The organism is Caldisericum insulae (assembly GCF_047785965.1).
GTDB lineage: Bacteria > Caldisericota > Caldisericia > Caldisericales > Caldisericaceae > Caldisericum > Caldisericum exile_A.
Genome location: NZ_JBLOBF010000001.1, coordinates 59,995 through 72,951, shown reverse-complemented (window position 1 = coordinate 72,951; position 12,957 = coordinate 59,995). Strand labels below are relative to the sequence as shown.

Genomic DNA, 12,957 nt, shown 5'->3' with positions numbered 1-12,957 from the left:
TTTTGAAAATTTTGTTATAATATCCATAAAATGCTTTTTGGAGGTTACATGGAAAAGAAAACTGGTTTATGGGTTAATTTGAGTTTATTTTTGCTTTTTCTTGTATGGGCAAACTCATATACTTTCATTAAAATTGCAGAAAGACAACTTGAACCTATTTCACTTGTAATCGCAAGGTTTTTTATAATCTTCCCTTTTCTGTTTTTGTTTAAAGACTTTTATACTGGTATTAAAAAGATTCAATCGATTAATGATTTTCTCAAAATATTACTTGTGGGGCTACTTATTGTGCCAGCATATCACATATTTTTAAACACAGCTGAAACAATGATAAACGCATCTGTTGCAGCTCTTGTTGCAGGGTTTAGTCCTGTTATTACAGGAGTGCTTTCTTCAATTATTCTCAGAGAAAAACTTGAACAAAAAAGGATAATTGGATTAATAATTTCTCTTGTGGGAGTTATAACGTTTACATACGGTATTTCCCATAAATTTGAAATAAAAAATTCATTTGGAGTTTTATTAAGTTTAACGTCTGTAACCTCATGGGCACTTGCAACAGTAACTTCAAAATCCCTATACAATAAGTTCAAGCCAATAGAAGTAAATACATTAGGACTATTCTTCGGAACATTAGCGCTTATTCCTTTTGTTAAAACTAGATATATTCAACAAATATTGACCATGAATTCGCAAACACTGATTGCTGTTCTGTATTTGGGAGTGTTATGCATTCTTATAGGCTATGCAGTCTGGTTTAAGGCACTAGAATATAAAGAGGCTTCGACAACCGCAACATTTATATATTTGAACCCCATAATTGGAAGTATAAGTGGTATTATCTTTTTAAAAGAGCCAATGAACATTGTTATGATAATTGGAGGAATTACAATTATTCTTGGTCTTTTCTTTGTAAATCCATTAAAAATGGAAATCAAAAGACAAGAGTCTTTTGAAAACAAATAAAAAGAATCACTTTTAGATTTAAGAATGTATGTTAGGTGTTAAAAAGGTTAATATTTAACTATTTATAATTCTTGAATGTTTCTCAAAGTATCTAGTAGCATAGGTAATAAGATAGAGGAACATAACTTTTAAAAATAATCTCAGGTATTGGTAAAAGGTATGTGGGGAAGTGCTGATTTTTCTTTCGTTATTATAATCATCAAAATGAGGAAAAATCACCATATTTTGAGGGGGCAACACCCCCCTCAATACTCCCCTAAACAGAGGAGATTCCTCAGGCTAAAGCCTTCGGAATGACAACCATTTTGAGGGGGCAACACCCCCCTCAATACTCCCCTAAACAGAGGAGATTCCTCGTGGCTACGCCACTTCGGAATGACAAATGAAAATTGACTTCGGAATGACAAGGAAAAATCGGCTTCGGAATGACAAATGAAAGTGATAAGTTATTCTTTTTTTAGGGGAAAGTTGGAAGGGGGATGCGCCCTCTTCCAATAATTGTCATTTCGAAGGAGCGCAAGCGACTGAGAAATCTCCTCTTTTTGGGGAAGTTCGAAGGGGGACTTTTACCCCTTCGATTAATAGAAATCTCCTCCTTTTGGGAAGTTGGAGGGGAAGACTTTCAAATCCCCTCTAATTTGAGCACTCTCTATGAACTCTGCCCCAAAGGATTCTTGACTTATGGTATTAAGTTAAAAAAGGCGTCATGCTTTTCCAATTTTTTAAAAGGTAATGCATCCTCTTAAAATATTTAAGAACTCTACGAAAAATAATTTGAAGTATTAACATTGCTTGGAATAATACTGATATGATTTTAGAATTAAATCATCAATAAATAGGAATGATAGGATTAGTTTCCACTTAAAATTATCTTAACCACCGTATTAACCACTTAAAGAATCGTTAGAGGAACAAGATTTGTATGTATTTATAATTCTATCAAGAATAATTGAAGCAGCACTTCTTACTGAAAGATGGTTGAAATCTGTTATTCCAACAATTGGTGGAAAGAAACCATCAAAGTTTCGTTCAAATTCCTCGGGGATTCCCCACCCTGTACCAAAACAAACGAGAACAGGATGGTTGTTTTTTAACTCTCTTGAAACAAACTCATATGTAACAAGCTTTTCTCTTTCTTTAGCTGATGTTCCAATGATTAAAGGTTTTTCTCCTTCTTTTCTTTCGATTTCCTTAATTACATCAAAGAGCGAATCTTTTACGTCCATAACTGAGATTGCATCTAATCTATTCGGATTGTATTCATATCCTACTGTCTGCCAGAAATGGACTATACGCGAGACAACTTTCTTCTGCTCTTCCATAGGTTGTACAACATAGAAAGTTTTTACCCCATAAGTCCGCGCCGCTCTTGACATATCATGTAAATCATGGATTACTATACTTGTTGCAACAATTTCTTTGTTTTTGTTATAAGCAGGATAATGTAGAAGTGCCATATACAGTTTAATCATGTTAATCTCCTTATTAAATCTTCAATATCATTAAAGATTTCTTTAAGAAGTTCTTTTTCTTCTTCAGAGAACGCATGTTTCAAAAGCAAATCAGGTCTTTTAAGTAAAGTTCTTCTGAGAGATTCCATCTTTCTAAACTTTTCAATTTCCTTATGATTACCACTTCTTAAAACATCTGGGACAGTTTCTCCTCTAAAATCATACGGGCGAGTATATTGAGGATACTCAAGAAGATAATTTTCAAAACTCTCCTCGGATAATGATTCTTTATTATGAAGAAGTCCCTCAACAAGCCTAAGTGATGCGTCAAGAATTACAAGTGAAGCAATTTCTCCTCCACTAAGGATATAATCGCCAATAGAAATCTCCATATCAATGTAATTCATAACCCTTTCATCAACACCTTCATAGTGAGTAGGTATAAAGAGTAATTTTTCTTTTGTTGAAATTTCTTTTGCAAGATCTTCACTAAACTTAATACCCTGTGGAGATGTGAGGATTTTAAACTGTTTGCCATAATTTTCTTCAACAAATTCTATCCCCTTTACAATTGGTTCAACAAGCATAACCATGCCTGCTCCACCGCCATAGGGAGTGTCATCTGTCGATTTGTGCTTATCTTTAGTAAAATCTCTTAAATTATGAACGTAATATGATAGAACAAGTTTTTCTCTTGCAACCTTAAAGAGACCGAAATCCTTTGCACATTCAAAAAATTCAGGAAATATTGTAAGAAAATGAACTTCCATAAAGTAAAAGAGGCACCCTTAGGTGCCTTCTTTAATCTCGATTACAACACCATCTTTTATAATAACTTCTACGCCTGCAATCTTTTTAAACAAGTTGTCTCCAACATCAATATCGACTAAGCCTTCAATCACTGTATAAGGATAAATACTATCAATTGAAAGAGCATCGACTTCTTTGAGTTTTTCTCTCAAATCAGAAGCAATTGCCTCTTGGAGCATTCTTTCTTCTTCGATTCTTGCTTTTAAGCTTTCAACATAAGTTGGATTCTGGATACCAGCACTTTCAATAACAAGGCGCGCAAGAGAAGACTTTAACTCACGCGCCTTGCTTTCTGCTGTTTCTAACTGCCTTGAAAGTTCTCTTTTAAAGTCTTCTTTAAATTTTTCAGTTACTATTACTTTAACTATTACATTTTGTTTAAGGTGAAGCACACTCATCGAGCACTCCTAAGGCTTATGCTCCTCTTGGCTTGGAATTGATTTGAATGCTTGCTGCTTTTCCAATCTTAGAGGATGCTGCTTTTACAATTGTTCTAAGTGCGTTTGCAGTCTTTCCCTGCTTTCCAATAACTTTTCCAATATCGGAATCTGCAACCTTTATTTCATAAATAACTGCAGTTTCACCTGCAACTTCCGTAACCTTAACTTCTTCTGGCTTGTCAACCAATGCCTTAACAATAGTTTCAATAAGTTCTTTCATCATTTACCTCCTTTGAGTTTTAGGTACTCTTCCCAAATTTTTGCGCGTTTAAGAAGATTAATAACGCTTTCAGTGGGCTGTGCGCCTTTTTTTAGCCAATCAAGAACCTTTTCCTTGTTAAACACAAGTTCTTCTGGTTCTACAACTGGATTCCAGTGCCCAATAATTTCAATCACTTTACTATCAGTTGCAAAACGAGAGTCGGAAACTATAACCCTATAGAATGCTCGATGAGGTGCTCCAACTCTTGCAAGCTTAATTTTTGTAGCCAACTTTCGCCTCCTAAGTCAGTTTCATCTATAGCAAACTTATTATAACAAAAATCAAATTTGTTTGCAAGTTAAAAATTTACTACTCTAATAGAAACCCTGTTATCCTTTTTAAGAAGCTCTGTAAAATCCAAAAGTAAGTCTTCGTCAATTTTTAAGACTAAAATACCTAAATCCTTAAATTCCCTTTTTAAAACTTCTGCTTGGAACTTGTTTGAAACATAGTTAACATAATTAAACGAACTATATGGAAATACTATTTCAATAGTCTTTGTCGTTTTTTCTTCGACAATTTTAGCATTGTTAATCGCAAATTCTGCAGTTTTTCCATATGCTTCTATAAGCCCTGGAATCCCAAGTTTAACGCCACCAAAATAACGAGTCACTACAATACAAACATTGTATATATCAAAACGTCTAATAGCATTGAAGATTGGTAACCCAGCGGAACCACTTGGCTCACCATCATCAGAGTAATGGTATTCACCTGAAGTTAGTCTAAAAGCATGAGGATTATGATTTGCATCCTTATACTGCACCTTTAAGCTCTTTAAGAATTTTTCGGCTTCAGCTAAATTTGAAACATACTTAATAGTCCCAATGAATACCGATCTTTTAATAACATTTTTTACAATAACATCGTCTCTTATCGTTTTGAATTTCATATAACAAGGCTTCTCAATTTTGAAAGAAGTCTCTCTTTCTCTAATTCAGAAAGCTTAGCTTTTCTAATTGCAGTCTCAAATACCTGTATCGTTTTATCGTAAGTACCCCTCATTACAGGGTAGGGATATCCATCTTTTCCACCGTGTGCAAATGAAAATGTTGCAGGATCTTTATAAGAAAGCGGAGAGCCAAAAAGTAAGTGCGAAGATAGCGCAAGTGCGCGCAAACTCTTTTCACCAAGCCCTTTAATGAGAAGTAATTCTTCAAAATCTTTGGGATTTAATTCAGAAACGTAGGAAAAAATTTTTGAGAGATGTTCCTTATCAAAATCATCTTCATAAATGGGATGATGGGCTGGAAATTTAATGCTTTTTATTTCTTTTGAAAGATTTTTGTCATTTGCAAGCTCTACCATCTTTTGTTGAGTTTTTTCTATTGTACTATCGACAAGATTTAGGGGAGCTTCAAATTTTACAGTTATAACCCCTTTATGAGGATCTTTTACAAAACTTTTTAGTCCAAACGAATTCCAATGATATCTCCGAGCATAACGAGTTGTTTCCTTCATACCTTGTTGAATAATTGCCCAGTTACCATCTTTATCAAAAATAACAAAGTGATGATAAAGTTTATAGCCATCTTGTATGCAGGATGAATCAATTTTAGCAACGAGACGGGAAGTTTTCTTCATTGAATTTGCAAGATCTAAAGAAATAAAACCATCCTCGAATATTCTATCAATTTGAGATGGTGTATCAAGTGCCCTTGCACCTTTACCGCCAGCAAAAAACAAACCTAAATTTTTACTTTCACTTGATAAACCAGAGATAATTGCACCTGTTGTTGTGGTAGTAAGGCCAGAACTATGCCAATCAAATCCAAGAAGACAACCAAAAGATTGAAACCATATTGGATCAGAGAGACGCTTTAAGTACTCTTCTATCCCAAAAAATTCAATAATTGCAAGGGAAAGATACCTTGCTAATTTTTCCATTCTTTTAAATAACCATGATGGTGCATCACCATTATGCAAAGGCAAATCAAAATAACCTTTCTTCATACAACTCAATTATATACTCTTTGTAAAAAATCCTTATTTTACATATAATAAAACTATGAAGAGGATAGCGATTATTGATGACGAAAAGGACATCGTAGATCTTGCCTCCTTTTATGTGGAAAGAGAGGGGTTTAGGGTCGACAAGTATTACACAGGAGATAGTTTTCTTAATGCAATTGGTTCGAAAAAGTACGATTGTATTGTATTGGACTTGATGCTCCCGAATGTTGATGGGCTTACGATTCTCAAAACACTTAAATCAAGGGAAGATACAAAAGACATTCCTGTTATTATCCTTACTGCAAAAAACTCTGAAGGTGATATGGTTCTTGGACTTGAAATGGGTGCAAACGATTATATTCCAAAACCATTTTCACCAAGGGTACTTGCAGCAAAAGTTAAGGCTTTTGTAAGGGAAGGCAAAAAAACTGTTATTCAGGCGGGAGATATTACTCTTGATGTTGCAAACTACCTTGTCTATTGCAAGGATAAACCTGTAAAACTTACACCTACGGAATTTAGACTCCTAAAGATTCTTATTGAAGGAAAAGGAAAGGTTTTCACAAGAGAGGAACTCCTAAATGAAGCGTTCCTCCATACGGTTTCTCCCACAGAGCGTGCTGTTGATGTGCATATTAAAAGCATTAGAGACAAACTTCATGATTGCGGTAAATACATCGCAACTGTAAGGGGGGTTGGCTACAAATTCCAGCTCGAAGAATAAACCTATATTTACTAACAGCAATAGTTATTATAACAATTTCAACAGTTTTATTATCTTTTAGGTTTTTCCTAAGATTTATTATTGTGTTCCTTTCGTTAGCTATTGTAATATTAATCTTCTATCTCTTTAATGAGCTAAACGATTTAAAAAACCTGGAACAACTTCTAAAATTAACTCTTGATGGAAATGAGATTAAAGGTGTAGAAAAATCACTTCTAATTTTTGATGAAATCAGAGAAAACACACTTTTGCTTAACAAATCATATATTTCAAAATTAAAAGAGTTAAATGATTTGCAAACTATTTGCAATGAACTCTCCAAAAAAATTGACGAAGCAATAATTATCATAAATTCTCAAGGAGAAATTATCTTTAAAAACCCTCAGTCTGATAGCATTATTAAACTTAAAGATAAGAAAATTTACTATGAAGCCATAAGAAATAGTGAAATGATATCGTTAATTAGTAATGCTTTAGAATCCGAAAAAGAAATTAAAAAGCAAATCGAAATAAATGGAACACTGTATGACATTTCAGCATTCCCTATCATAATAAAAGAGACCCCGCATTTACTTCTAATAATCAAAAAATTGGATGACTTTAAAGTAGAAACACTTCTAAAAACACAATTTTTGGAAGCAGTTTCTCATGAAATGAAAACGCCACTTTCCTCAATCCTCGGGACAGTTGAAATACTTGAAAATGAAGGCTTTATAAAGAAAAAGGGTGAAAAATTCTTGCAAATTCTCAAAGAAAACACTGAAAGACTTAAAAAACTTACAGAAAGAATTCTTAAACTAAGTGAAATTGAATCGGGAAGAAATAGTCTTAAGGAAATTGTTGATTTTTCAAAACTATCTAATGAAGTTATAAAAAAATTTGAAAATCATTTTAAGGAAAAAGGTCTTGAATTTTCGTATAACATAGAACTAAATTCAACAATAAGAGGTAATTACTTTCTTTTAGAGGATGTACTAATAAATCTCCTTGAAAATGCTTTGAAGTATACAGAAAAGGGCAAAGTAATGCTAAATGTTTTTAGTGACGACAAATTTATATATGTTGTAATAGAAGATACAGGAAAAGGTATTAAAGAAGAAAATGTTGATAAAATATTTGAACCATTCTATAGAGAAGACTCTTCAAGAAATGAAATAGTAAAGGGTACCGGGCTTGGATTAACAATTACTAAAAGAATAGTGCAGATGCACTCAGGAGAAATTAAGGTAGAAAGTAAATTAGGCGCAGGTACTAAATTTACCTTGAAATTCCCAAAAATTATTTAACTTTATTTAACCATATTTTAACTGAATTTTAACCAAAAACTCTTTTATTTGAAATTATACACCTCTATTATATAATTGGAGGCGAGGGCATGAATAATAAAAGGAAATTCTTAGCGTATCTTTTGGTAGGTATCATGGTATTTTCAGTTGTCTTTATCTTTACGGGATGCAAACAAGCTTCTCAGAAGGAAGCAACACAAGAAGCTAAAATCACTATGAATGGATCAACAACTGTATTCCCAATCGCCCAAAAGGCAGCTGAAGTGTACATGAACAAACACCCTAATGTGAAAATTTCAGTTGAAGGAACAGGTTCAGGAAATGGAATTGCCGCACTTATTGATGGCACGACAGATATTGCAAACGCTTCAAGAGAAATAAAGCCAGAAGAAATTGAAAAAGCAAAGGCAAAGGGAGTAAATCCCTACGAAACAAAAATTGCACTCGATGCAATTGCTATTATTGTAAACCCTGCGAATCCTATTACAAATCTTACAAAACAACAGGTGATTGACATTTTTACTGGAAAAATTATAAACTGGAAAGATTTAGGTTGGAAGGATACCCCAATCGTTGTAGTATCAAGAGATACATCTTCAGGTACATACGGAACATTTATGGAACTTGTAATGCCTCATGGTGCTCAGATTACAGATAAAGCAACATTTCAATCATCAAGTCAAGCATTGAAAAACACGGTTGCAACAACAGAAGGAGCAATAGGTTATGTTGGTTTAGGTTATTTAGATTCTCAAGTTAAGGCCGTAGCATACGAAGGTATAATGCCTTCTAAAGAAACTGTAGTTAATCATACATACAAATTGTCTCGATTCCTTTATATGTATACAAATGGCGAACCTAAAGGTGAAGTAAAGAATTTTATAGATTTTGTTTTGTCGCCTGAAGGACAGGATATTGTAGAGAGCGTTGGATTTATTAGAATAAAGTAGCATGAAAAGAAACTTAATAGAGTACTTACTACCAATATTTGGTTACATTGCGATTCTGATAGTTGGAGGTATCATAGTAGTTATTTCAATAGAAGGAATGCCACTTCTTTCAAAGTACTCTATTATTGAACTTACAACTTGTAAAGAGTGGAGACCGACATCAACACCTCCACTCTTTGGCTTTTTACCTTCAATCATTTCAACGTTTTTTATTGCCTTTTTCTCGATGCTCTTTGCAATTACTTTATCACTTGGAACTGCAATATATTTATCAAAATTAACCTCACCGAAATTAAGAAGTATTCTGAAACCAACAATTGAACTTCTCGCAAATATCCCTTCTGTTATATATGGAGTTTTTGCCCTTCTTTTTTTGGCACCATTAATAAAAAAGTTATTTAATCTTCCAATAGGATTAAACGGCTTAAACGCAAGCATTATACTTGCCATAATGTCTATCCCCACCATAACTACTCTTTCAGAAGATGCAATTTCCATGGTCCCTAAAGAGCATGAGCTTGCATCATATGCACTTGGTGCGTCTAACCTTGAAACAATCTTCGGAATCACGCTACCAAGTTCTTTAGAAGGAATATTTGCATCTATAATTGCAGGATTTGGCAGGGCAATTGGCGAAACTATGGCCGTTCTTATAGCATCCGGAAATTCCATAAGAATTCCTCGCTCAATTTTAGAACCAATGAGGCCAATAACAGCAACAATTGCACTTGAAATGGCAGAAACTCCCGTAGGTTCAGACCATTACCGGGCTTTGTTTTTACTTGCATTGATACTACTTTTCTTAGTTCTTTCCTTTAATTTACTAAGCAGATACCTAAAATCACTTTATAGGCGAAAACTATATGGATAAAACTAAAAAAGAATTCATTTTCTTTACAATCTTTAGATTCTTTGCGTTCGTTTCGGTATTAATAGTTTTAACACTTCTTTTCTATATTTTCTCGAGAGGATTAAAAGTCATTTCTCTCAATTTTATAATTGATTATCCAAGAAATGGCTTTACAGAAGGTGGAATATTACCTTCTATAGTTGGTAGTATTTATCTTTTGGGACTTGCAAGTCTTTTTGCTGTACCCATTGGAGTTTTAGGTGGAATATACCTTTCAGAATACACAAAGGAAAATACACTAACGAATGCTATAAGACTTTCTATCGATACACTTTCTGGCATACCCTCAATCATTTTTGGCCTTTTTGGTCTTGCAGTATTTTCAAAGATGTTGGGATTTAAAATATCTCTTCTTTCCGGCAGTTTAACGCTTTCAATTCTAATGCTTCCCACAATCTTTTCAGCAACAATCGAAAGCCTAAAGCTTGTCCCCAAAGACTTTAGAGATGCATCATTTGCACTTGGTGCAACAAAATGGCAAACAACATTTGAAATTGTTTTAAAAACTGCTATGCCAAATATTATAACAGGAGTACTTTTAAGCATAGGAAGAGCAATTGGTGAGACAGCACCAATATTGTTTACTGGAGCAACCTTTTACACAAGAGGTCTCCCTACAAGTATTTTTGAACCAGTAATGGCGCTTCCCTATACGATTTACGGACTCCTTACAGAAGGAACATTCCCACAAAAACAAGTACCGATTGCCTTTGGTGCTTCAATTGTCCTAATATTGATTGTTTTTATTATTACACTTCCAGGTATAATAATAAGGAATAAATACAGGAGCAATAAAAAATGGTAAAAATTGCTGTGAGACACTTAAATGCATACACAAAAAAGCAAAAAATTCTTAAAGACATAACTCTTGACATTTATGAAAACGCAGTTACTGCAATAATAGGACCCTCTGGATGTGGAAAATCAACATTTCTTAGAAGTCTCAATAGGATGAATGACTTTTTTGAGGATATAACCATAGAAGGAGAGGTCCTGTTGGATAACAAGAACATCTACGATAAAGATATGAATGTTTTTGAACTAAGAAAAAATGTTGGCATGGTTTTCCAGAGACCAAACCCATTTCCAAAGTCAATCTTTGAAAATATAGCATATGGACTCAAAATTCATGGAGAAAAAGACAAAAAAGTCATCGAAGAAAAAGTTATTTGGGCTCTCAAAGAAGCAAATTTATACGAAGAGGTAAAAGACAAACTAGGTGATTCTGCTTTTAGTTTATCTGGAGGACAACAGCAGAGACTTTGTATTGCAAGAGCAATTGCAATAGAACCAAAGGTGCTCTTAATGGATGAACCAGCTTCTGCTTTAGATCCAATTTCAACAATTCAACTTGAACGGTTAATAGAAAAATTGAAAAAAGAATTCACTATTGTAATTGTAACACATAATATTCAGCAAGCAGGAAGAATTTCTGATTATACAGCTTTTTTCTACATGGGTGAATTAGTAGAATATGACAAAACAGAGAAGATATTTACAACTCCAAAGAAAAAACTCACAGAAGATTATCTTGAAGGAAGATTTGGATGAGGTGAAAAATGTTAGAAGATAGATTAAAAGTTTTAACTGAAAAAGTCTTAAAAATGTCTTCCATTGCAGAAGAAATGGTTAAATTATCAGTTAAATCAATAGTAGAAAAGAAAATGGAATTAGCAGAAAAGGTTATAAATGAGCTTGAACCTCAGGTCAATGAACTTGAAATTGAGATTGATGATATTGCAATTGAAACACTTGCGCTCTATTCACCACAAGCAAAGAATCTAAGAAAAATTGCGATGATTATCAAAATGGTAAAAGACCTTGAAAGAGTTGGAGATCTCTCTGTTAATATCGCAGAATTTGGCAGAGAATTAATTCCGCAACCAGATGTAAAACCATATATTGATCTACCGAGGATGACTGAAACTGCTTTACAAATGTTAGACGATGCAATTACTGCATTTGTTAATGAAGATAGCAAATTGGGAAGAGAAATTTGCGTGCGTGACGATATTGTAGACCAATTAAATGATCAGATTATAAGAGAGTTAATCACTTATATGTTAAGCGATCCAAGAACAATTAACAGAGCAATACTTATAATAAGAGTTTCTGAAAATGTCGAGCGTATTGCAGATCAGGCAACTAATATTGGTGAATATGTTGTTTATATTGGTGAAGGAAAAATAATAAAACACCATCATTTTGAAAAAGAAGAAAACAATTAAAGGTTAAGCTTTATTTTTGCGTATTCGAGAAGAAGCCTCGAAAAACCATTGAAGTATTTTAAAGAATAAAGTAAGGCTTCATTGTATTGGGTTTGTATTTTTCTATCAAGTTTAACAATTTTATCATCTGTAAGCTTAAATTTGGCGTTTTTGCTATTTACATCGTCATGAAACAACTTTGTTTCAAGAAACCACAAAATTTTTACTCTTTCTCTATTAAGTGATGCTGCATAATTTCCAAGCTCAGTAAGAGAATTCACATTTCCCACATCAATGGGCAAGTAATTTTCTTCAAGAGTTTTCACAAAATCTGGATTTCCTATATTTACCATATAGCCTTGGTAATCCTCAAGTGCATAATGGTGATTTGAACACATTATAGTAAGTCCTTGAACGCCACTAAATATATTTTTTAAAATAATTGACGTGGGTCCTGGAGTTCCATGATAAGGTTGGGTTAAGTCCTCCATATAATGAAGTGCTCTTGCAAGGAATCTAAATGTCCAATAAAGATCACTTTTTGATTTCGCGATCTCCGCCATGTGAAACCAAAATTCAATCTGATTCGGTGCAGTTCCAATTGTAATTGGTCCCATTTTGTAATACATATGTCTATAACCCTGAGGACCACCTGTAAGAATTTGAAGTTTGGAAAGTTTCATGTTTTCATCAAGTCCCCAATCAGGCTCATCTGCATATGTTGTAAGTATTGTTATTGCATCAGTTTTATCCCCAATGCTACCTTCAAGATACTTAATTTGAAAATCTGGATTTATTGGTTGTGTCTCGTATTCTTTGTAGGTATATGGTGTAATTTTAATGCTACTATACTTTTTAAGCCAGTAAATATTTGAGACAACATAAGAGAGTGTTAATCCATGAGAATTCCAACCAAAAACAGAAGCAAAAGGTAAGAGTACAAAAATCAACACCAAGACAACTAATTTTTTAATATTTTTCATTCCTCCTCCTTTAAG

General features: G+C 33.5%; 16 protein-coding genes. 8 read left to right on the top strand and 8 right to left on the bottom strand.

What is annotated here, in order from left to right; genetic code table 11:
* Positions 1–48 precede the first annotated feature (48 nt).
* Positions 49–966 carry a DMT family transporter gene (locus tag ACMV0E_RS00375; protein WP_416084401.1) on the top strand — a complete coding sequence of 306 codons (918 nt, stop codon included), beginning with the start codon at positions 49–51 and terminating at the stop codon, positions 964–966.
* An 884-nt stretch (positions 967–1,850) separates the two neighbouring features.
* Here the strand turns inward: ACMV0E_RS00375 and ACMV0E_RS00370 are convergent.
* From ACMV0E_RS00370 to ACMV0E_RS00340, 7 genes are all read right to left on the bottom strand, one after another.
* Positions 1,851–2,438 carry an RNA methyltransferase gene (locus tag ACMV0E_RS00370; protein ID WP_416084400.1) on the bottom strand — a complete coding sequence of 196 codons (588 nt, stop codon included), beginning with the start codon at positions 2,436–2,438 and terminating at the stop codon, positions 1,851–1,853.
* Complete coding sequence (gene trmD / locus ACMV0E_RS00365) at positions 2,435–3,187, bottom strand: tRNA (guanosine(37)-N1)-methyltransferase TrmD (protein ID WP_416084399.1); 753 nt, start codon at positions 3,185–3,187, stop codon at positions 2,435–2,437. The genes ACMV0E_RS00370 and trmD overlap by 4 nt, the downstream gene beginning before the upstream one ends.
* 18 nt (positions 3,188–3,205) lie before the next feature.
* Entirely contained in the window at positions 3,206–3,625 is a 420-nt protein-coding gene (locus tag ACMV0E_RS00360) for a YlqD family protein (RefSeq protein ID WP_416084398.1), read from the bottom strand.
* Positions 3,626–3,641: 16 nt separating this feature from the next.
* Entirely contained in the window at positions 3,642–3,890 is a 249-nt protein-coding gene (locus tag ACMV0E_RS00355) for a KH domain-containing protein (RefSeq protein ID WP_014453135.1), read from the bottom strand.
* On the bottom strand, positions 3,887–4,159 hold the full coding sequence (gene rpsP, locus ACMV0E_RS00350) for a 30S ribosomal protein S16 (RefSeq protein ID WP_416084397.1): 273 nt from the start codon (positions 4,157–4,159) through the stop codon (positions 3,887–3,889). The genes ACMV0E_RS00355 and rpsP overlap by 4 nt, the downstream gene beginning before the upstream one ends.
* Before the next feature lie 68 nt (positions 4,160–4,227).
* Positions 4,228–4,821: an IMPACT family protein gene (locus tag ACMV0E_RS00345; RefSeq protein ID WP_416084396.1), complete on the bottom strand. Its 594-nt coding sequence runs from the start codon at positions 4,819–4,821 to the stop codon at positions 4,228–4,230.
* Complete coding sequence (locus ACMV0E_RS00340; protein ID WP_416084395.1) at positions 4,818–5,882, bottom strand: DUF763 domain-containing protein; 1,065 nt, start codon at positions 5,880–5,882, stop codon at positions 4,818–4,820. Before ACMV0E_RS00340 ends, ACMV0E_RS00345 begins: the two co-directional genes overlap by 4 nt.
* 55 nt (positions 5,883–5,937) lie before the next feature.
* Here ACMV0E_RS00340 and ACMV0E_RS00335 point away from each other — a divergent pair, with 55 nt between their 5' ends.
* The 7 genes from ACMV0E_RS00335 (at position 5,938) to phoU (ending at position 11,980) form a co-directional block, all read left to right on the top strand.
* Positions 5,938–6,606, top strand: a complete 669-nt coding sequence (locus tag ACMV0E_RS00335) for a response regulator transcription factor (RefSeq protein ID WP_416084394.1) — start codon at positions 5,938–5,940, stop codon at positions 6,604–6,606.
* An 83-nt stretch (positions 6,607–6,689) separates the two neighbouring features.
* A complete protein-coding gene (locus tag ACMV0E_RS00330) occupies positions 6,690–7,892 on the top strand; it encodes a sensor histidine kinase (protein WP_416084393.1) in 1,203 nt (400 codons plus the stop codon).
* 89 nt (positions 7,893–7,981) lie between these two features.
* Positions 7,982–8,842: a PstS family phosphate ABC transporter substrate-binding protein gene (locus ACMV0E_RS00325; protein WP_416084392.1), complete on the top strand. Its 861-nt coding sequence runs from the start codon at positions 7,982–7,984 to the stop codon at positions 8,840–8,842.
* Between the two features lies 1 nt (position 8,843).
* Positions 8,844–9,713, top strand: a complete 870-nt coding sequence (gene pstC / locus ACMV0E_RS00320; RefSeq protein WP_416084391.1) for a phosphate ABC transporter permease subunit PstC — start codon at positions 8,844–8,846, stop codon at positions 9,711–9,713.
* Positions 9,706–10,557 carry a phosphate ABC transporter permease PstA gene (gene pstA / locus ACMV0E_RS00315; protein WP_416084390.1) on the top strand — a complete coding sequence of 284 codons (852 nt, stop codon included), beginning with the start codon at positions 9,706–9,708 and terminating at the stop codon, positions 10,555–10,557. The genes pstC and pstA overlap by 8 nt, the downstream gene beginning before the upstream one ends.
* Complete coding sequence (gene pstB, locus ACMV0E_RS00310; protein ID WP_416084389.1) at positions 10,551–11,303, top strand: phosphate ABC transporter ATP-binding protein PstB; 753 nt, start codon at positions 10,551–10,553, stop codon at positions 11,301–11,303. Before pstA ends, pstB begins: the two co-directional genes overlap by 7 nt.
* Positions 11,304–11,311: 8 nt before the next feature.
* Positions 11,312–11,980, top strand: coding sequence for a phosphate signaling complex protein PhoU (phoU, locus tag ACMV0E_RS00305; protein ID WP_416084388.1), 669 nt, complete (start codon positions 11,312–11,314; stop codon positions 11,978–11,980).
* On the opposite strand, the gene ACMV0E_RS00300 is transcribed toward phoU, so the two are convergent.
* Positions 11,977–12,942: a phospholipase C/P1 nuclease family protein gene (locus tag ACMV0E_RS00300; RefSeq protein WP_416084387.1), complete on the bottom strand. Its 966-nt coding sequence runs from the start codon at positions 12,940–12,942 to the stop codon at positions 11,977–11,979. The genes phoU and ACMV0E_RS00300 overlap by 4 nt on opposite strands.
* Positions 12,943–12,957 lie beyond the last annotated feature (15 nt).